Here is an 18,861-nt window from a genome sequence, read left to right as displayed (position 1 = left end):
AAGGATATCCAAGTTTTTTTATTTTTTTAAAATAAAATAGCTCACATCTAGAACAATGTGTTATACTTTTTAATATAAATGATAATATAGTATAGCATAATCAAGGAGGGGTTATCTTTATGACGGCAAAAGTTGCAATAAATGGGTTTGGACGAATCGGAAGAATGGTATTTAGAAAAGCTATTGTTAATGATGCTTTTTCTGTTGTGGCCATCAATGCGTCTTATCCAGCAGAAACATTAGCACATATGCTTAAATATGATTCGATTCATGGCCCATTTCAAGGAACCGTTTCTTGGACAAATAAACAACTGATTGTCAATGGTCAAGTCATTTCATTAGTTCAGTCAAGAGATCCTAAGCTATTGCCTTGGCGACAATTAGAAGTAGATATCGTCATTGAAGCAACTGGAAAATTTAATTCAAAAGAAGAAGCTGGCTATCATCTAGAAGCAGGAGCAAAAAAAGTAGTGATAACAGCACCTGGTAAAAATGAAGACAAAACGATTGTTTACGGTGTAAATGAATCTGAATATAACACTCATGAGCACCATATTGTTTCTAATGCATCATGTACGACAAATTGTTTAGCACCAGTAACAAAAGTCATAGATAATCAGTTTGGAATTGAAGCGGGATTAATGACAACAGTTCATTCTTATACGAATGACCAAAAAAATATTGATAATCCTCATAAAGATTTACGAAGAGCAAGAGCTTGTGCACAATCAATTATTCCAACAACAACGGGAGCTGCAAAGGCAATTGCAAAAGTATTGCCGCATTTAGAAGGGAAAATAAATGGAATGGCACTTCGCGTTCCGACACCTAATGTTTCATTAGTCGATTGTGTCTTTACATTACAAAAAGAAGCGACAGTCGAAGAAGTGAATACTGCACTAAAAAAGGCAGCAGAAGGAAACCTAAAAGGGATTGTAGGTTATTCTGATGAACCGTTAGTATCTATCGATTATAATGGGAATGAAAATTCAGCTATTATTGATGGTTTATCGACAATGATGATTGGGAAAAGACAAGTGAAGGTCATTGCATGGTATGACAATGAATGGGGATATTCATGTCGTGTTGTTGATGTTGTTGCTATGGTTGCTCAACAATTAAGAGTGTATGAGGAAATTTCTTAGACCCGCATAAAGCAAAATCAAACGTGCACAATAACTTATAGGCTGTGAATCCCTATCTCACGAAAACATTGGAAACATTGGGGGAAAGTATTCGTTTTGGTATTGTTTAAAAATAATATTGCAAAACAAAATCAAAACAAGTATACTAGTTTTCGTGAACTTCAATTAAAGCAAAAACAGGAAACGTTGGCTACTTAAAGGGTTAGGACCTCTTCGGACTAACTTTCCCCCGTGGTATTATAACGTTCCTACATGCTTGAGAAGGCATGAATTCAGTACAAAGGGGGATTCAACATGGATACTATGGGTCGTCACGTAATTGCAGAGTTATGGGGTTGCGACGTAGACAAGTTGAATGACATGAATTTCATTGAACGAGTGTTTGTTGATGCTGCATTAGAAGCAGGTGCAGAAGTAAGGGAAGTTGCGTTTCACAAATTTGCTCCACAAGGAGTAAGCGGAGTCGTTATTATTTCGGAATCACATTTAACGATTCACAGTTTTCCAGAACATGGTTATGCAAGTATAGATGTATACACTTGCGGAGACCGTATCGATCCAAATGTAGCGTCTGGATACATTTCAAAAGCTCTAGAAGCGAAAACGAGTGAAGTAATTGAAGTTCCTAGAGGTATGGGTCCAGTTAAAGTTGACAATCGAAAAGTTCAAGCGTTGAATTATTAAGAAAAAAAGCAAGAGGTGTATTTGATGCACCTCTTTTTTTATGGAAAAAAAGAGAACGATTTGCCCATAACCCAATTTTCTATTAAGATGAAAGAAACAAAAAGAATAGGTGAGGATAATTATGGGATTTAAAGAAACAATAAAAAATATATTTAGTGTCCACTCAGAAACGACAGAAAAGCATTATGATGAACAGTTCAAAACAAGATATTATAAGACAACAAAGGACAGAGGAGTTAAAGAAATAACGGAAATGTTTGAACAGCTTGACGGATATAAAATAAAAAAAGCAGACAGTGAACGTGGCGAAATTTATGTTCAAATGTTAAAACCTCGTAAAGCCTTTGTTACGGTCACAGTAATCCAAGTGAAGCCGTTTAAAACAGCTGTAGATTTTTCGGTTGGTACTGAAACGGTATTATTTACTGATTTTGGCTATTCACGAAAAGTAATCCGAACGCTTTATAAAGAATTAGACAAAAAATTACAATATATTGGTTCAGGTTTAGGAGAACAATTGCTGTAATCGCATCTTGTCTTCTTGGACAATTTTCTTTATTATAGATAGAAGACATGTCGTTTTGTGAAAGTGGAGTTGATACTATGCGTTGTCCAGCATGCCATTTCAATGGAACTAGGGTTCTTGATTCAAGGCCTAGCCATGAAAGCCGCTCCATTCGTAGAAGAAGAGAATGTGAATCTTGTAATTTTCGATTTACTACGTTTGAAACGGTGGAAGAAGTTCCTCTTATTGTTGTGAAAAAAGATGGAACACGGCAAGAATTTAGTCGGGAAAAAATAGTGCGAGGACTCATCCGTGCTTGTGAAAAACGTTCGATATCATTAGACACGCTAGAAGGCGTAGTTAATGATGTTGAAAGTCAATTACGAAGCAAAGGCACAAATGAAGTATATAGTAAAGATGTTGGTGAATTAGTCATGGAACGATTAGCTGATGTTGATGACGTAGCCTATGTTCGATTCGCCTCAGTTTATAAACAATTTAAAGATATAAATGTATTTATTAATGAGTTGCAACAATTTATGAACCGAGAAAAAGAAACTGGAAAATGAGCTTAAGACACGTCGTGTTGAAAGCTCTTTTTTAAATATATGAGGGAGTATAAAAGTTTTGGTCTAGCAGTGAAGCTCTGAAAGCTTATTCAAGAAGAGCGAAGGCTGCGCACCTGCGCGTTTCACCCCAAGAAGAGCACTTGGGGTTCACTGTCAAAAGCGGGCAGGGCTCCGCACTTCGTTTGAAAGAAAAGACGCTCCCGCGTTTTTCTTATGAATCAGAGAGAAATTTAGATAAAAAAGGTGATTCCTATGAGTTGGCATTGGACTGAGTTACTACCGATCGATCGGTATACCGTTAGAACAGTCGATCATTTACATGAACTTGATCAAAAAGTATTAACTTTATTATATCAACCCTTAATTGGAACGATGGCCTACAGTTTGTATATGACGTTATGGGGTGACTTAGAAACTGACCGTTATATAAGTGGTGAAAACAGCCATCGTTACTTAATGACAGTTATGGATGTTCCTCTACAGCACATATATGAACAACGAAAGAAGTTAGAAGGGATTGGCTTGTTAAAAACTTATAAGAAAAAAGAAGAAGAAAGTTCAATGTATATATATGAGTTACATCCGCCAATGTCACCTTTTCAATTTTTTCAAAATGATGTGTTAAGCGTGTTCTTATATAATCGCATTGGGAAAACTAAATATCGGCAAGTTCGGGAAAGATTTATAATTGATTCGATAAACAAAGATGATTATCATGAAGTTACAAGGGCTTTTGACGAAGTATTTTCATCATTACATCATTCTGAAATTGTGAGACATTATCAATCAGAAGTATCAGATGTTATGGAGATAGAGCAAGAAAAAGACCTCATTCAACGCGATAAAAATGATCCACTTGTCTTTATGGAGTCTAAATTTGATTTTGAATTGCTAGAAGCGGATTTGTCTAATATCATTGCACCAAAAGAGTTATTAACTAAAGACGTAAGAGAGACAATTGTCAAACTAGCTTTTGTATATCGTATTCAACCACTTGAAATGAGTCGTGTTATTCAAAGAGCAGTTATACATGATGATGAGATTGACTTGCAAATGTTAAGAAAAAAAGTGCAAGATTGGTATAAACTTGAACATGGCTCAGAACCCCCATCATTAGGATTAAGAACACAACCGATTCCGTTACAAACGATGAAGGACAAAGAACCATCGACAGAAGAAGAAAGAATGGTGAAGTTGTATGAAACGACATCACCAATTGCCTTGTTAGAAAGTCGGGGAGAAGGAGCAAAAGTTGCTGATGCTGATGCGAAAATTGTAGAAAGTTTGATATTAGACTATCAACTTACCCCTGGTGTAGCAAATGTATTGCTAGATTACACGTTATTTCGAAACGATATGAAGTTGTCGAAAGCTTTTGTCGATAAAATAGCCGGCCATTGGAGTCGAAAGAAAATAAAAACAGTGATTGAAGCAATGCAACTAGCAAAAGATGAACATAAAAAAGCAGCAGAATTTCAACAGCAAGCAAAAAAAGCACCGGTTTCTAAAACGAAACCAAAACAATCGATTAGAAAAGATAAACTTCCAAAATGGTTAGTAGAAGAAAAACAAGGGAAAGTTGAAAAAACGGTAATGACTGAGCAAACGGACGAAGAATTTGAACGGAAGAAAAAGCAGTTTGAAATGATGATAAAAAATCGAAAGAAAGATAATGAATGAATAATGAGGAGGGATAATAAGTGGAGTCAATCCAATCAGCATTACAAATGTTAAGTAATGACAAAATGAAACAACAATATGAAGAAATGAAAGCTGAAGTTTTGCGTAACCCTCATATACAGACATTCCTTTCTTCAAAACCAGATATTACGACTGATATGATTGAAAGGAGTATTTCTTCCCTCCATCAATATAGTAAAGAGCTTGAGCAATGTCATCATTGTCCCGGTCTAGAAAAATGTCCGAATTTAATTAAAGGATTTAAGCCGGAGTTGATTATAAGGAAAAGTTACATCGATCTTGAATATGCCCCGTGTGATTTAAAACTAAGGGTGGATGAAGAAAGGAAACTTCAATCACTAATTAAAAGCTTATATATTCCAAAAGAAATTATGAATGCAAAATTCGATACCTTTGATCCAGATAACCCTTCTCGTCTAGAGGCTAGTCAAGCAGCTTATGAATTTGCAACGACCGTGATTCCAGGAGAAAGCTCAAGAGGGCTTTATTTGTATGGGAAATTTGGTGTTGGAAAAACGTATATTATGGGAGCTATTGCTAATGAATTAAAGGAAAGACGGATTGAAACGATGTTAGTATACACACCCGATTTTTTCCGAGAAATGCGACACTCCTTATCAGATGGGTCGTTTAATGAAAAGCTTGATCGTGTAAAAAGAGCACAAGTATTAATGTTAGATGATGTAGGTGCTGAAACGATGTCTGCCTGGATTCGAGATGAAGTATTAGGTGTTGTGCTTCAACATCGAATGCTTGAGAAACTACCAACCTTATATACTTCTAATTATTCGCTAGATGAACTAGAGGAACATATGACGTACTCAGACAAAGGTGGGTACGAGGAATTAAAAGCAAAACGGATTATGGAGCGAATTCGTCACTATACAGTGCCTATCTTTATTGACGGGGTAAATCGCCGCGGATAATACTTGGAAATTAGCCAAGTGATTTCATGTATGATAGTATTAAACTAGTAACAAGATGGAGGTTATAACATGAGCATAGATCATATTCTTGAACGAGCTATAAGCGGTGAACGTATATCGATTGAAGATGCAGTCGCACTTTATAAAAGTGATGAAGTCGAAAAAATGGGAGAAGCCGCAAATACGATAATGAAAAAGTGGCATCCAGATCCAGTTACGACCTTTGTAATTGGACGTAATGTCAATTATACGAATTTTTGTGACACGTATTGTCGTTTTTGTGCCTTTTATCGTCCGCCAGGCCATAAAGAAGGGTATGTTTTAAGTGATGATGTTATTTTTAATAAAATTGAAGAAACATTAGCTGTCGGTGGAACGGAAATTTTAATGCAAGGTGGTACAAATCCCGATTTACCACTTAGCTATTATACTGATTTGCTAAAAAATATAAAAAAGCGTTATGACATTACAATGCATTCATTTTCTCCAGCAGAAATATGGAAAATGGTAGAAGTATCAGGTCTTTCTCTTGAAGAAGTGTTAACTGAATTAAAAGAGGCGGGTCTTGACTCTGTTCCTGGTGGAGGAGCTGAAATTTTAACGGACAAAACGAGAAAGCGTGTAAGCCGAATTAAATCGTCTTGGCGCGAGTGGATCGATTGCATGAAAATGGTTAAAAAAGTCGGTATGCACGGAACGGCTACAATGGTTATTGGTTTAGGAGAAACATTTGAAGAGCGAGCCCTTCATCTAGAGAGAGTAAGAGACGCACAAGATGAAACCGAGTGTTTCTTAGCCTTTATTTCATGGACATTCCAACCTGAAAATACGAATCTTCCTGGAGAGAAAACACCTCCACGTGAATACTTAAAAAATGTTGCAATTTCCCGGATTTTCCTTGACAATATTCCTAATTTCCAATCTTCATGGGTTACGATGGGACCAGAAGTAGGTAAACTATCACTTTCTTACGGTTGTAATGATTTTGGAAGTACAATGATGGAAGAAAATGTCGTTTCTGCTGCAGGAACAACACATAAAGTGAACACAAATCAAATTTTACAATTAATTCGTGAAGCAGGGAAAATCCCAGCGCAACGTACGACGAAATACGATATTATTAAAGTTTATCATGACGAAGAAACATCAGATAAAGATTTTGTAATGCAAAATTAATTAGAAAGCTTTTTTAGAGAACTTCAGCCTGTCGACTTTTACAATCGGCAGGCTTTTTAAAGTTTGAGTATGTACCCTCGTTATTTGCTTATTGGAAATTGAAGATAAAATGTTGTTCCTTTATTGATTTTACTATCTACTTGGATGCTTCCGTCCATGGTATGAATGATACTTATGGCTGTCATCATTCCAAGCCCTGTACCATTTCTCCCCTTTGTCGTAAAATATGGCTCTCCTAATCTTGTTAGTTGTTCCTCTGTCATACCAGCACCAGTGTCTGCAATTTTTATTGTAATGGTAGAACTAGTACTATACGTTTCGATTGTTAAAACCCCATTGTCAGGCATCGCTTCAACACAATTTTTCAGAATATTGACGAGACATTGTTGGAATAGTTGAGTTTCTCCTTTAATTAATCCGGAATGAAGTTGTTGGCGAATTGAAACAGAATTCATATTGGCTAAAGGTCGAATTAATTCTGTTATACGAAAAAGCTCTTCTTTTACATCAAAAATCTCAATATTCTCAGGAGCAGGTTTGGCAAAAGTTAAATAATCACGAATAATGTCATTAGCACGGTCAATTTCACTTATAGATAATGTGAGAAATTGGTGTTGTTTTTCTTTTGGTAAATCAGTTTGAAGTAACACTTGGAGAAATCCTTTAACGACAGTTAACGGATTTCTGACTTCATGGGATATCGAAGAAGCAAGATGACTAACCACTTCCATTTTTTCAGCTTTATACAGTTGTTTCTTTAATAATGTAGCTTCATGGATGAATTCTAATATGTAAACAATGATGATAGCAGAAATGAATTGGAGTAATGAATAAGTGATAAAAACATTTGGTTGGATGACAAGATTGTTTAGTTGAGTAAGGACAAGGAAGACGAGAATACTAGTTCCGATAGCTAATAATCCGGTCATCGTCATTTTTTTTAATTTCGAACCGGAAAGAAAGCGTTTATGTAAACCGATCGATATAATCATCAAAATGGTAGATACAATTATAGTAGAATATGCACCATGTCCACCAGTTATCATGCGAAAAAGGATATTAATAGCCCATAAAAAAACAGCGACAGGAACCCCACCGTATAAACTTCCGACAATGGTGGCTACAAGTCTCAAGTCAAAAATAAATCCATCATCAATGGAGATTGGAACAGCAATGCAGCTTATAATTGCAAAACAAGCCGAAAGGGCAAAGATGCTCTTTTTATATTTTGTTATTTTTTTTATGGAGCAGCTTTCTAAAAGCAGTGGAACGAATAGTAAAAAGAAACATAAAAATAAGACGTTTAATAACAAAGTTTGAATATAATACTCCATCTCATCACTCACTTTTTTTTGTTTCTATCTTTAGCATATTATATTTTCTTGTTTGTTGATAGTAAAAGAGTGTCATAGGAGATAAAAAGATTCATATAATGTGGGTAAGTCCCATTCAAGCGCTTATCGGAATCGGTAGGCGTTTTTTCTTTGTTTTTACACAATCATCATGTATAACGATTCATTTTTAAGAAGCACCCTTCTATTGTTAGAAGAAAAAAGACGAGTGGACAGATTTTGTATTCATTTTTTTTCAAGCTTGTCATAGGAATGAAATAGAGCCATTCTTCGCGCACACATAACGAGAAGTTACTCATAAATAGAATTTTTGATTGGTTAGGAGGAGATATTGTGATTTCAATCCACTTTGAATCCCAGGATGATTGTCAAATCATCTATTCAAAATTAAAAAGACACATGGAATTATTTGAGCAGTTAGGAGGGGTCGGGACCATTTCGTGTGAGGGATTATCGAAAATCTTGATCGAGTACAATGATACGAGTAGTAGTTTTTATGATTCCTTTCATCCACTACTCGTTTCGATTTTTACAAACCATGTTATTGACACGAAAGAAGAAGAGTGGTTATGTGAAATCATTGAAACGCTTTTTTACTTCAGTGATCATGAAGAACAAAAGCAAATCTCGATGATTGCAAAAGAAATATTAGAAGGTGATAGAGAAGATATTCCATCAGTTTCTAAGTTTTTTAATCGGGACGCCCTGTTATATAAGGCATTCTCACGAGGGTTTGACCGAGATACGATTTTTTATTATGAGCCGTTTCTAACATTTCGTTTAAAAGAATATGGTGAAATGCTCATTGATTGTGTAGAAGTGGCGATTGATGAATATTTATTGGAGCAGGAATACCAAAACATTGTTGAAGGTCTTCGCTATTATTTACAATCCGTTAAGCCTAAGAGAAAAATTATTCATTTAGTTCATGATCAGAAGTTTTTGTTTTATAATGAACAGTTTCAAAAAATCACCAGAAGAGAAAAGAAACGTTTGTTAGAGAATGACCTTGTCTATGAAGGAGAAATTGATATTGATGACATGGTTGTTTCCCCGCTCGTAAGTATGTCACCTGAGCAAGTACATATTTACACCGACGAAATTGATAATGATGTCGTACTAACAATACAAACGATTTTTCAAGAACGAGTTAGTATCCATTCAAGACAGTGGTTTACTGTACCTAAAGCATTTCAGTAAAAAAATTCATTCTTCTCTTGATTTTCTTGTTTCTTGTTCATATAATAACTTACATAAACATTAAATGCGAAAAGTCAAGATGAGGACAACGGTCTTTTTTACGGTTTTCAGAGAGGGAAGGTTAGCTGGGAGCTTCCTAACACGAAAAAGGATTGACCACCTCTGAACTTTAGCGAGGAACGAACAAGTTTGTTTTACTATTCGCTAACGGACCCAGACCGTTATTCTGATGTAAAGTGCTATATACAGTAATGGTGTATAGAACAAGGGTGGAACCACGAGACCAACACTCGTCCCTTTTTTGGGATGGGTGTTTTTTATTATGAAAAAGGAGCTGAATGAGATGGCAGAAGCAACAATAAAATTAACGTTTCCAGATGGGGCGATAAAAGAATTTGAACAAGGAGTAACAACGGAGGACGTTGCCGGGGCAATATCCCCTGGACTACGAAAAAAAGCGCTAGCAGGGAAAATCGATGGGCAATTGGTTGATTTACGCACACCACTTTTAGAAAACGGTAAAATAGAAATTGTAACGCAAGACTCTGAAGAAAGCTTAGAAATTCTTCGACATAGCACGGCCCATTTGCTTGCTCAAGCCGTAAAACGTTTATATGGCAATGTGAAGTTAGGTGTTGGTCCTGTTATTGAAAATGGATTTTACTATGATATTGATTCAGAAGTGGCCATTACAGCCGATGATTTTTCGCGTATTGAAAAAGAAATGAAAAAAATCATTGGTGAAAACATTGAAATTGTTCGTAAAGAAGTCAGTCGTGAAGAAGCAATCGCACGATACAAAGAAATTGGTGATGAGCTAAAATTAGAATTAATTGAAGCGATTCCAGCTGGAGAGACCGTAACGATATACGAACAAGGTGACTTCTTTGATTTATGCCGTGGGGTCCATGTCCCTTCCACAGGAAAATTAAAAGAATTTAAATTACTAAGTATTGCAGGTGCATACTGGCGTGGAGATAGCAATAATCAAATGTTACAACGCATTTATGGTACAGCTTTCTTTAAAAAAGCAGAACTAGATGAACATTTACGTTTACTAGAAGAAGCAAAAGAGCGTGACCACCGTAAGTTAGGTAAGGAACTAAGTTTGTTTACAAACTCACAAAAAGTGGGACAAGGCCTACCATTATGGCTACCAAAAGGAGCGTCAATCCGTCGTATTATTGAGCGTTACATTGTTGATAAAGAAGAACGCCTTGGCTATAAGCATGTGTATACACCTGTATTAGGAAGCTCAGAGCTTTATAAAACATCAGGTCATTGGGAGCATTATCAAGACGGGATGTTTCCAGTTATGGAAATGGACAATGAACAGCTTGTTCTTCGACCAATGAATTGTCCACATCATATGATGGTGTACAAGCATGATATTCATAGTTACCGTAAATTACCTCTCCGGATTGCAGAGCTTGGAACGATGCACCGTTATGAAATGAGTGGAGCTTTAACAGGGTTACAGCGTGTTCGTGGTATGACATTAAACGACGCCCATATTTTCTGTCGTCCTGACCAAATTAAAGAAGAATTTATCCGTGTTGTTCGGTTAATTCAAGAAGTGTATGGTGACTTTGGAATTGAAAACTATTCGTTCCGCTTATCATATCGTGACCCAGAAGATACTGAAAAATATTTTAATGATGATGCGATGTGGGAAAAAGCACAAACGATGTTAAAAGAAGCAATGGACGATTTAGCCGTTGACTATTATGAAGCTGAAGGAGAAGCGGCTTTCTATGGTCCGAAACTCGATGTTCAAGTTCGTACAGCGTTAGGAAAAGATGAAACATTATCGACAGTTCAACTTGACTTTTTATTACCAGAACGCTTTGATTTAACATATGTAGGGGAAGATGGTAAACAACATCGGCCAGTTGTCATTCATCGTGGTGTGGTTTCTACTATGGAACGGTTTGTTGCCTTTTTAATTGAAGAATATAAAGGAGCATTTCCAGCTTGGCTTGCTCCCATTCAAGTTCAAGTCATCCCTGTTTCGCCAGAAGTGCATTTAGAATATGCGAAAAAAGTAAGTGAAGCGTTACAACAAGCGGGTGTTCGTCTAGAAATTGATGAACGAGATGAAAAAATCGGCTATAAAATTAGAGAAGCTCAAATGCAAAAAATTCCTTACATGCTCGTATTAGGAGATAAAGAAATCGAAAATGAAGCGGTAAATGTTCGTAAGTACGGTGAACAAAAATCAGAATCAATTCCGTTAACACAGTTTATTTCACAGCTAACTGAGCAAATTGAAAACAAAGGAAAATAAATAATTTATGCAGATTCTTTTCGTTCTGTTTTCATCTAAAGTAAAACAGAACGAAAAGTTTAAAAAAAGGATTGCCATTTTAATAATTTTTCGTTAAACTAATAAAGTTGTTAGTTTGACACACTCTATTGTTTGTGATACAGTATATGAGTAATTAAATATGGACACAAAGCAAGAAGAAGCGCCCGCTTCTCACCTGGTTGACGCAAAACGGCTGTTAACAGGTTCACGATTTGTCTTATGAGTAGGATCAGTGTGGGCGTTTTATATGCCAACACTTTTTTTATTGGAATTTTTAAGATAACAATAAAATTCGTGACGTTAAACAACGTAGTAACGGTAGTTTGCGCTTTATATGCTTTGAATCCGTCTTTAAAAACCTTTGGAGGTGGCTCAATATTAGTAAGGACATGATGGTAAACGAGAGCATTCGCGCTCGTGAAGTTCGTCTCATTGGTGCTAATGGTGATCAGATTGGAGTAAAGACAAAACAAGAAGCGTTAGAAATGGCTCAAAATGCAAATCTTGATTTGGTTATGGTTGCACCGACAGCTAAACCGCCAGTTTGTCGAATCATGGACTATGGAAAGTTCAGATATGAACAACAAAAGAAAGATAAAGAAGCTCGTAAAAATCAAAAGGTTACAGCCGTTAAAGAAGTTCGCTTCAGCCCAACGATTGAAGACCATGATTTCAATACGAAACTTCGTAATGCAAGAAAATTTCTTTCAAAAGGCGATAAAGTAAAAGCGGCAATCCGTTTCCGAGGACGTGCCATTACTCACTCTGAAATTGGGAAAGTAGTGTTGGAGCGTTTAGCAACTGAATGTGAAGATATTGCGGTTGTTGAATCGAAGCCAAAAATGGAAGGCCGAAGCATGTTTTTAATCCTAGCCCCCAAAACTGAAAAGTAATCGGGTAGGAGTATGATTTAAGGAGGAAATGAATATGCCTAAAATGAAAACACATAGAGGTGCGGCAAAGCGCTTTAAAAAGACTGGTTCTGGAAAATTAAAAAGATCTCATGCTTTTACAAGTCACTTATTTGCTAATAAATCTCAAAAACAAAAACGTAAATTACGTAAAGCTGGTATGGTTCACTCTGGTGATTTCAAACGTATCAGAGCAATGTTAACGTACAAAAAATAATTGAAAACAGAAGTGTTTGAAGGAGGGAAATACGATGCCAAGAGTTAAGGGCGGATATGTTGCTCGTCGTCGTCGTAATAAAGTATTAAAGTTAGCTAAAGGGTATCACGGTTCAAAACACCGTTTATTTAAAACAGCTCAAAACCAAGTAATGAAATCATTACTTTATGCTTACCGTGATCGTCGTCAGAAAAAACGCGATTTCAGAAAGCTTTGGATTACACGTATTAATGCAGCGGCACGTACAAACGGACTTTCATACAGCCGTATGATGCACGGACTGAAAGTAGCTGGAATTAACGTTAACCGTAAAATTCTTGCTGACTTAGCTGTTAATGACGAAAAAGCATTTGCTGACTTAGCAGCAAAAGCAAAATCAAGCTTAAATGCATAAAAATCGGGAGCATGGCCTATTATAGACCATGCTCGTTTTTTTGAAATTTTATAAAAGGGTGTATGTGATGGTCATCCTCTATCTTGTTATTATAAATGTACTTGGATTTTATTTGATGGCATTGGATAAGAAAAAGGCAAAACGGCAAGAATACCGTATTCCTGAAAAAACATTGATTGTAACGGCCATACTTGGTGGTTCAATTGGAATTTGGTTCGGGATGAAGCAATGGCGTCATAAAACGAAACATATGTTATTTCGAGGCGGTGTTCCACTTATTTTAATGGGACAAATTTTGTTAGGCGTTGTGTTATTTTATTTATAAAAATAGGTACGAACCTAACATACCTCTTCTATTCCATTCATACTATGAGAGAAAGGGGGGTGTGAAATGAATATAACATTGGAACAAGTCTTACTTTCAATCGAAAATAGTGGTTGGTTAGCCCCAGTCTTTTTTATTTTATTTCATGTATTTCGCCAAGTTTTATTTATTCCTGTTTTGCTAGTATGTTTAGTAGGCGGCTATTTATTCGGTATCATTCCCGGTACGATTTATTCGGTTATTGGAATGACAGCTGTTAGCTTCACATTTTATTTTGTTGTCCACGCTTTCCCAAAGCTATTAGAAGGCTTAAGGAAAGTGAAAACAAGGTGGCTAGGGGAGCATACAAATTCTCTACACCTAAGCCAGTTAATGATTATTCGTTTAATGCCATTTATTCATTTTCATTTAACTTCTTTATATTTGATAGAGACGACAAAGTCAAAACAAGAATATATGAAACTTTCATTTTATACTTGTATTCCCGCTGCCTTTACATTTACAGCGTTTGGTCATGTGATTCGAGAGCTACCTCCGATTGTAGCCGTTAGTATATTAGTTGTGTTAGGACTTATTTTTTATTTAATTGGACGAAGAGATGTGATTGGAAAGTGGAGTGAACGTGTGATGGCAAAATCATCACAGTAAAACAGAGCCGGTAAGCTACTACACGGCTCTGTTTTTTTCTTTATTTTTCATTACGAAGGAATTCTTTAACGGGACTTTTCCATTCAATTGTAGCATTTGGATAATGAATATAAATTTCTTGTTCTATGACATGAAAATCTTCACGATCCAATCCTTGAAGACGTTCAGATTGTTTCGGCCAAATGACAATCGAGACAATTTCAAACGCCATTTCTGTCGTACCTAAATATTTCTCTCCCTCAAACAAAACACCTTTATATGTGAGCAAAAAGTTTTTGCGTACATTTGTTTTATCATCATGAAAGTAAAATTGCTTTTTCTCATGAGCTAGTTCTAATTTACGTTTAGGGTCTACAAAATATTTAATGACACTATACATTAAAATGATAACGGCAACAACGATGAATAACCGAAAAAGTATAACCATTAGTAGCTCCTCCTTTAAGTCGACAGCTCTAGTTCTTGCGATATGATATATACGAAAAGCTCTATGAATAGGTTTCAAAAAAATTATATAATGAATGACGAGGAAAAGCGAATGGAAAGTAATGAAATGATAAAAAAGAATAAAGGAGAGAGTCAGTTGAACTTACAATCATTATTTTCTTTGCAAAAACAATTAGATGACCGAATTATGAAAGAGCATCATTTAACAGGTCAAAATGTCGTTGCAGAAAAGATGCTCGCACTCCAAGTGGAGCTTGGAGAATTGGCGAATGAAACGAGATGCTTTAAGTATTGGAGTGTAAAACCCCCCGCCCCACAAGATGTCATATTAGAAGAATATGTTGATGGTATTCATTTTATCTTATCAATTGGATTAGATTGTGGCTATACATCAGTGAATGTTCAAATGGAGGCAACAAAAACACAAATTGTCACCTTGTTTCAACAAGTATTTGATGATATTACAAAATTTAATCAAAGCCAAAGTCAAGAAACATATAAACAACTGTTTCAAACGTATTTACAGTTAGGACAAGCATTAGGCTTCTCTGAAAAAAATATTGAAAAAGCGTATTTACAAAAAAATGAAGTGAATCACCAACGTCAGGATGAGGGATATTAAGGATCATTTTGTTTGAGTATCGAAATACTTTTCGTATATACTAGATGTAGATATGCACAATGATGAATCCTTACATCATAAAAGGAGGTCAATACATATGACAAAATTAGACGAAACATTGCAAATGCTAAAAGATTTAACGGATGCTAATGGTATTCCAGGAAATGAAAAAGAACCACGAGATGTTATGAAAAAGTACATTGAGCCGTTAGCGGACAAGGTGTATACGGATGGACTTGGAAGCTTAATTGCAGAAAAGGTCGGGAATCCAGAAGGACCAAAAATTATGGTTGCGGGTCATTTAGATGAAATTGGATTTATGGTGACTCACATCGATGATAATGGCTTTCTTAAGTTTCAAACTGTTGGTGGTTGGTGGGAGCAAGTGATGCTTGCTCAACGTGTTACCGTCATGACGAAAGACGGTAACATTCCTGGTGTCATTGGTTCAAAACCGCCACATATTTTAACGCCAGAAGTTCGCAAAAAATCAGTCGATAAAAAAGATATGTTTATTGACATTGGTGCTTCAAGTAAAGAAGAAGCGATGGAATTTGGGGTTCGTCCAGGAGATTCGATTGTTCCGGTTTGTGATTTCACTGTCATGAAAAATGAAAAATATTTGATGGCGAAAGCTTGGGACAACCGTATTGGTTGTGCGATTGCGATTGAAGTATTACGTCAACTTAAAGGGCAAGACCATCCAAACACCGTCTATGGTGTAGGTACAGTGCAAGAAGAAGTAGGACTACGAGGTGCTCGTACAGCCGCACACCTCATTCAACCAGATATCGGATTTGGAGTCGATGTTGGAATTGCCGGCGATACACCAGGTGTAACAGAAAAAGAAGCACTTGCAAAAATGGGTAAAGGGCCACAAGTATTAATGTATGATGCTTCAATGGTATCTCATAAAGGGTTACGTGAGTTTGTAACGAATACAGCCGAGGAAAACAATATTCCTTACCAATTTGACTATGTTGCTGGTGGAGGAACAGATTCAGGTGCGATTCATTTAACAGCAAATGGCGTTCCATCATTATCGATTACAATTGCGACGAGATACATTCATACTCATGCTGCAATTTTACATCGAGATGATTTTGAAAATGCTGTGAAGTTAATTGTGGAAGTGATAAAAAAATTAGATGCAGATACGGTAAAGACAATTACATTTGATTAATTAAGAAAAACGCGGAGCGCCTTTTCTTTTCAAAAAGTGCTCTATCGGGTCAACAACATGTTGGCCGATAGAGCACTTTTTAATTAGAGAGTACGATATTACCGCTGTAAGCCTGATGTAATTTGGGAGATGACTTCATTTTTTTGGTCTGTCGATGCATTGCTCCAATACACTTCAAACAAAACTCCTAAACCAGGAAGCATTTTTTCTTCTCCACTTTGAATCGCCTCAGTAATAGTTGCTTCAATCTCACTTTCACTATTTCCACTTACATTTGCTAAAATGGCACTACGTAAATTAAAACTCATTGTATTATTTCCTCCTTGTCATTTACATGGCGAACCTAATTGTAGTATGTGAGGATTGGAATTGGATTATGTACCAGTTTGTGGGTATAATTTTAGAAAAGCAAAGAAAAAGGAGTTCTTATGAATCGAATTGAATCTGTTAAAAATACAAAAATTAAAAACTGGAAAAAACTGCACACAAAAAAAGGACGAACCCAAAGTGGACAATTTTTCATCGAAGGCGTTCATTTAGTCGAAGAAGCGCTTCGCTCAACGATAGAAATTGAAGAATTAGTCGTTGAAGAGACATTTTCCTTTCCAAGTGAATGGGATATTGATAATCTTTCTATGACGTATGTGACAAGTCAAGTGATGAAAGAGTTGTCAGAAACAGAGACACCTCAAGGAATTGCTGCTATTTGTAAACAAATAGATAACAAGAAGAAGTTTACTCGAGGAATGTTTCTCCTAATTGATGGTGTTCAAGACCCAGGTAACGTAGGGACATTAATCCGTACAGCCGATGCTGTCGGTGTAACGGCGGTCATTTTAGGAGAAGGAACGGCTGATATGTACAATAGTAAAGTCATTCGTGCAACGCAAGGGTCTCTTTTTCATGTTCCGATTTATAAACAAGACCTTTATGAAACAGTTTTAACATGTAAACAAGAAGGGATTCCTGTGTATGGAACAGCATTAGAACATGCTTCTGTTTACTCCGAAATTCCACCTGTTGATGAGTTTGCGTTAATTGTCGGAAATGAAGGAGAAGGCGTCAGTAAAAAGGTGTTAGAGCAAACCGATCAAAACTTATATATCCCGATTTTTGGACGAGCTGAATCATTAAATGTAAGTGTTGCAACGGGCGTTTTATTGTATCACTTACGAAAAAATTAATATTATGAATCGACGTGTTGCATCAAAAATATGAATTCATTATAATAAAAGAAATGAATATCCGCTAAAAAGCGTGGAAAGAGAGTAGTACACTATGTTCGCCATTCAGGGATGAAATGCCTTAGACTGAAAGCATTTCTATGGAAAGAGATAGTCGAATTCACTCTGGAGCTTGTTATCATCTTACGATAGATACACCGGCACAGCCGTTATCCAATGAAGTGAACGACATTCGTTGTCGTTAATAAGGGTGGTACCACGAGCCATCGTCCCTTACTATTGGACGATGGCTCTTTTTTGTGGAAAACAGTTAAAGGAGGAAGAACAAATGAAAGAACGGTTAGAACAATTACAAGTTGAGGCGCTTGTAAAAGTAGAACAAGCTACAGATAGTAAAGCTCTACAAGAAGTCCGTGTAGCCTATTTAGGAAAAAAAGGACCGATTACAGAAGTATTGCGGGGAATGGGAAAGTTATCAGCTGAAGAGCGCCCACTTATTGGACAAATGGCTAATGATGTTCGAGCTGCTATAACGGAAAAGCTTGAAGAAAAAGAAGCGCAGTTGCAAAAAGCTGAAATTGAAAAGAAATTAGCGGAAGAAAGTATTGATGTCACATTACCAGGAAGGCCTGTACAAGCTGGAACACGACATCCGTTAACAGCCGTTGTGGAACATGTAGAAGATGTCTTTATCGGATTAGGTTTTGAAATTGCAGAAGGTCCTGAAGTAGAAACGGATTATTATAATTTCGAAGCGTTAAACTTACCTAAAGATCATCCTGCTAGAGATATGCAAGATTCATTTTATATTACAAATGAATTATTGCTTCGTACACATACATCTCCAGTGCAAGCAAGAACAATGGAAAAATATAAAGGCAAAGGGCCGGTCAAAATTATTTGTCCAGGAAAAGTATTTCGACGAGATGATGATGATGCTACGCATTCTCATCAATTTATGCAAATCGAAGGGTTGTACATAGATGAAAATGTCCGCATGAGTGACTTAAAAGGAGTTCTTGAAACATTTGCGAAAAAATTCTTTGGAGAAGAAAGAAACATTCGATTGCGTCCAAGCTTTTTCCCGTTTACAGAACCTTCTGTTGAAGTGGACGTCTCTTGTGGAATGTGTAACGGAAAAGGCTGTCGCGTCTGTAAACATACGGGTTGGATTGAAGTGCTAGGTGCAGGAATGGTCCATCCGAATGTTCTTGAAATGGGTGGTTTTGATTCAAAACGTTATAGTGGTTTTGCATTTGGTATGGGTGTGGAACGATTAGCGATGTTAAAGCATGATATTGATGATATTCGCCATTTCTATACAAATGACTTGCGATTTTTGACGCAATTTACGAGAGGTTAAA

21 protein-coding genes and 3 other annotated features are annotated in these 18,861 nt (G+C 36.4%); of the genes, 18 read left to right on the top strand and 3 right to left on the bottom strand.

Features of this window, described 5'->3' with window-relative positions; translation table 11 throughout:
- Nucleotides 1-119: 119 nt before the first annotated feature.
- From T323_RS0100790 to mqnC, 7 genes are all read left to right on the top strand, one after another.
- The gene (locus tag T323_RS0100790) at nt 120-1,145 is read left to right on the top strand and encodes a glyceraldehyde-3-phosphate dehydrogenase (protein ID WP_026671584.1); all 1,026 of its coding nucleotides are present in this window, start codon (nt 120-122) and stop codon (nt 1,143-1,145) included.
- 294 nt (nt 1,146-1,439) lie between these two features.
- Entirely contained in the window at nt 1,440-1,829 is a 390-nt protein-coding gene (gene speD / locus T323_RS0100785; RefSeq protein ID WP_026671583.1) for an adenosylmethionine decarboxylase, read from the top strand.
- 121 nt (nt 1,830-1,950) lie between these two features.
- Entirely contained in the window at nt 1,951-2,355 is a 405-nt protein-coding gene (locus T323_RS0100775; protein ID WP_026671582.1) for a hypothetical protein, read from the top strand.
- A 77-nt stretch (nt 2,356-2,432) separates the two neighbouring features.
- Nucleotides 2,433-2,903: a transcriptional regulator NrdR gene (gene nrdR / locus T323_RS0100770; protein ID WP_026671581.1), complete on the top strand. Its 471-nt coding sequence runs from the start codon at nt 2,433-2,435 to the stop codon at nt 2,901-2,903.
- A 252-nt stretch (nt 2,904-3,155) separates the two neighbouring features.
- Entirely contained in the window at nt 3,156-4,583 is a 1,428-nt protein-coding gene (locus T323_RS0100765; protein ID WP_026671580.1) for a replication initiation and membrane attachment family protein, read from the top strand.
- A 20-nt stretch (nt 4,584-4,603) separates the two neighbouring features.
- The gene (gene dnaI / locus T323_RS0100760) at nt 4,604-5,530 is read left to right on the top strand and encodes a primosomal protein DnaI (protein WP_026671579.1); all 927 of its coding nucleotides are present in this window, start codon (nt 4,604-4,606) and stop codon (nt 5,528-5,530) included.
- 69 nt (nt 5,531-5,599) lie between these two features.
- Complete coding sequence (gene mqnC / locus T323_RS0100755; RefSeq protein ID WP_026671578.1) at nt 5,600-6,706, top strand: cyclic dehypoxanthinyl futalosine synthase; 1,107 nt, start codon at nt 5,600-5,602, stop codon at nt 6,704-6,706.
- A gap of 80 nt (nt 6,707-6,786) precedes the next feature.
- Here mqnC and T323_RS25565 read toward each other — a convergent pair whose 3' ends face one another.
- Complete coding sequence (locus T323_RS25565) at nt 6,787-8,040, bottom strand: ATP-binding protein (protein ID WP_051556280.1); 1,254 nt, start codon at nt 8,038-8,040, stop codon at nt 6,787-6,789.
- Nucleotides 8,041-8,391: 351 nt separating this feature from the next.
- On the opposite strand from T323_RS25565, the gene ytxC reads away from it, so the two are divergent.
- From ytxC to T323_RS0100715, 7 genes are all read left to right on the top strand, one after another.
- Nucleotides 8,392-9,258 carry a putative sporulation protein YtxC gene (gene ytxC / locus T323_RS0100745; RefSeq protein ID WP_026671577.1) on the top strand — a complete coding sequence of 289 codons (867 nt, stop codon included), beginning with the start codon at nt 8,392-8,394 and terminating at the stop codon, nt 9,256-9,258.
- A gap of 67 nt (nt 9,259-9,325) precedes the next feature.
- Nucleotides 9,326-9,559: a binding site (T-box leader), on the top strand.
- Between the two features lie 21 nt (nt 9,560-9,580).
- Nucleotides 9,581-11,545 carry a threonine--tRNA ligase gene (gene thrS, locus T323_RS0100740; RefSeq protein WP_373279309.1) on the top strand — a complete coding sequence of 655 codons (1,965 nt, stop codon included), beginning with the start codon at nt 9,581-9,583 and terminating at the stop codon, nt 11,543-11,545.
- A gap of 167 nt (nt 11,546-11,712) precedes the next feature.
- Nucleotides 11,713-11,835, top strand: a sequence feature (ribosomal protein L20 leader region).
- A 120-nt stretch (nt 11,836-11,955) separates the two neighbouring features.
- Nucleotides 11,956-12,459 (top strand): translation initiation factor IF-3, encoded by a 504-nt coding sequence (gene infC / locus T323_RS0100735; protein ID WP_026671575.1) that lies wholly within the window; start codon nt 11,956-11,958, stop codon nt 12,457-12,459.
- A 34-nt stretch (nt 12,460-12,493) separates the two neighbouring features.
- Nucleotides 12,494-12,694 (top strand): 50S ribosomal protein L35, encoded by a 201-nt coding sequence (rpmI, locus tag T323_RS0100730; protein ID WP_026671574.1) that lies wholly within the window; start codon nt 12,494-12,496, stop codon nt 12,692-12,694.
- Between the two features lie 34 nt (nt 12,695-12,728).
- Nucleotides 12,729-13,088: a 50S ribosomal protein L20 gene (rplT, locus tag T323_RS0100725; protein WP_026671573.1), complete on the top strand. Its 360-nt coding sequence runs from the start codon at nt 12,729-12,731 to the stop codon at nt 13,086-13,088.
- A gap of 67 nt (nt 13,089-13,155) precedes the next feature.
- A complete protein-coding gene (locus T323_RS0100720) occupies nt 13,156-13,413 on the top strand; it encodes a DUF1294 domain-containing protein (protein WP_035177168.1) in 258 nt (85 codons plus the stop codon).
- Between the two features lie 66 nt (nt 13,414-13,479).
- The gene (locus tag T323_RS0100715) at nt 13,480-14,061 is read left to right on the top strand and encodes a TVP38/TMEM64 family protein (protein WP_026671571.1); all 582 of its coding nucleotides are present in this window, start codon (nt 13,480-13,482) and stop codon (nt 14,059-14,061) included.
- Nucleotides 14,062-14,101: 40 nt separating this feature from the next.
- On the opposite strand, the gene T323_RS0100710 is transcribed toward T323_RS0100715, so the two are convergent.
- On the bottom strand, nt 14,102-14,488 hold the full coding sequence (locus T323_RS0100710) for a hypothetical protein (protein WP_026671570.1): 387 nt from the start codon (nt 14,486-14,488) through the stop codon (nt 14,102-14,104).
- Nucleotides 14,489-14,599: 111 nt separating this feature from the next.
- On the opposite strand from T323_RS0100710, the gene T323_RS0100705 reads away from it, so the two are divergent.
- The gene (locus T323_RS0100705; RefSeq protein ID WP_245613665.1) at nt 14,600-15,130 is read left to right on the top strand and encodes a dUTP diphosphatase; all 531 of its coding nucleotides are present in this window, start codon (nt 14,600-14,602) and stop codon (nt 15,128-15,130) included.
- 97 nt (nt 15,131-15,227) lie between these two features.
- Nucleotides 15,228-16,313 carry a M42 family metallopeptidase gene (locus T323_RS0100700; RefSeq protein ID WP_026671568.1) on the top strand — a complete coding sequence of 362 codons (1,086 nt, stop codon included), beginning with the start codon at nt 15,228-15,230 and terminating at the stop codon, nt 16,311-16,313.
- Nucleotides 16,314-16,411: 98 nt separating this feature from the next.
- Here T323_RS0100700 and sspI read toward each other — a convergent pair whose 3' ends face one another.
- A complete protein-coding gene (gene sspI / locus T323_RS0100695; protein WP_026671567.1) occupies nt 16,412-16,621 on the bottom strand; it encodes a small acid-soluble spore protein SspI in 210 nt (69 codons plus the stop codon).
- Between the two features lie 120 nt (nt 16,622-16,741).
- Here sspI and T323_RS0100690 point away from each other — a divergent pair, with 120 nt between their 5' ends.
- Both T323_RS0100690 and pheS read left to right on the top strand, forming a co-directional pair.
- Nucleotides 16,742-17,497 (top strand): TrmH family RNA methyltransferase, encoded by a 756-nt coding sequence (locus tag T323_RS0100690; protein WP_026671566.1) that lies wholly within the window; start codon nt 16,742-16,744, stop codon nt 17,495-17,497.
- A gap of 65 nt (nt 17,498-17,562) precedes the next feature.
- Nucleotides 17,563-17,774, top strand: a binding site (T-box leader).
- Nucleotides 17,775-17,825: 51 nt separating this feature from the next.
- Entirely contained in the window at nt 17,826-18,860 is a 1,035-nt protein-coding gene (pheS, locus tag T323_RS0100685; RefSeq protein WP_026671565.1) for a phenylalanine--tRNA ligase subunit alpha, read from the top strand.
- Nucleotide 18,861: the final 1 nt, after the last annotated feature.

Source organism: Alkalihalobacillus bogoriensis ATCC BAA-922 (genome assembly GCF_000621445.1).
In the GTDB taxonomy this organism is placed as follows: Bacteria; Bacillota; Bacilli; order Bacillales; family Bacillaceae_F; genus Bacillus_AO; species Bacillus_AO bogoriense.
The sequence above is the reverse complement of the archived record's forward strand: the minus strand, read 5'-3'. Positions and strand labels throughout refer to the sequence as shown.

Excerpts from the sequence above, each read along its gene's own strand:
- T323_RS0100790 (WP_026671584.1), top strand. The coding sequence starts at position 120 with ATGACGGCAAAAGTTGCAATAAATGGGTTTGGACGAATCGGAAGAATG.
- speD (WP_026671583.1), top strand. The coding sequence starts at position 1,440 with ATGGATACTATGGGTCGTCACGTAATTGCAGAGTTATGGGGTTGCGAC.
- T323_RS0100775 (WP_026671582.1), top strand. The coding sequence starts at position 1,951 with ATGGGATTTAAAGAAACAATAAAAAATATATTTAGTGTCCACTCAGAA.
- nrdR (WP_026671581.1), top strand. The coding sequence starts at position 2,433 with ATGCGTTGTCCAGCATGCCATTTCAATGGAACTAGGGTTCTTGATTCA.
- T323_RS0100765 (WP_026671580.1), top strand. The coding sequence starts at position 3,156 with ATGAGTTGGCATTGGACTGAGTTACTACCGATCGATCGGTATACCGTT.
- mqnC (WP_026671578.1), top strand. The coding sequence starts at position 5,600 with ATGAGCATAGATCATATTCTTGAACGAGCTATAAGCGGTGAACGTATA.
- T323_RS25565 (WP_051556280.1), bottom strand. The coding sequence starts at position 8,040 with ATGGAGTATTATATTCAAACTTTGTTATTAAACGTCTTATTTTTATGT.
- thrS (WP_373279309.1), top strand. The coding sequence starts at position 9,581 with ATGAAAAAGGAGCTGAATGAGATGGCAGAAGCAACAATAAAATTAACG.
- infC (WP_026671575.1), top strand. The coding sequence starts at position 11,956 with ATGATGGTAAACGAGAGCATTCGCGCTCGTGAAGTTCGTCTCATTGGT.
- rpmI (WP_026671574.1), top strand. The coding sequence starts at position 12,494 with ATGCCTAAAATGAAAACACATAGAGGTGCGGCAAAGCGCTTTAAAAAG.
- rplT (WP_026671573.1), top strand. The coding sequence starts at position 12,729 with ATGCCAAGAGTTAAGGGCGGATATGTTGCTCGTCGTCGTCGTAATAAA.
- T323_RS0100720 (WP_035177168.1), top strand. The coding sequence starts at position 13,156 with ATGGTCATCCTCTATCTTGTTATTATAAATGTACTTGGATTTTATTTG.
- T323_RS0100715 (WP_026671571.1), top strand. The coding sequence starts at position 13,480 with ATGAATATAACATTGGAACAAGTCTTACTTTCAATCGAAAATAGTGGT.
- T323_RS0100710 (WP_026671570.1), bottom strand. The coding sequence starts at position 14,488 with ATGGTTATACTTTTTCGGTTATTCATCGTTGTTGCCGTTATCATTTTA.
- T323_RS0100705 (WP_245613665.1), top strand. The coding sequence starts at position 14,600 with ATGGAAAGTAATGAAATGATAAAAAAGAATAAAGGAGAGAGTCAGTTG.
- T323_RS0100700 (WP_026671568.1), top strand. The coding sequence starts at position 15,228 with ATGACAAAATTAGACGAAACATTGCAAATGCTAAAAGATTTAACGGAT.
- sspI (WP_026671567.1), bottom strand. The coding sequence starts at position 16,621 with ATGAGTTTTAATTTACGTAGTGCCATTTTAGCAAATGTAAGTGGAAAT.
- T323_RS0100690 (WP_026671566.1), top strand. The coding sequence starts at position 16,742 with ATGAATCGAATTGAATCTGTTAAAAATACAAAAATTAAAAACTGGAAA.
- pheS (WP_026671565.1), top strand. The coding sequence starts at position 17,826 with ATGAAAGAACGGTTAGAACAATTACAAGTTGAGGCGCTTGTAAAAGTA.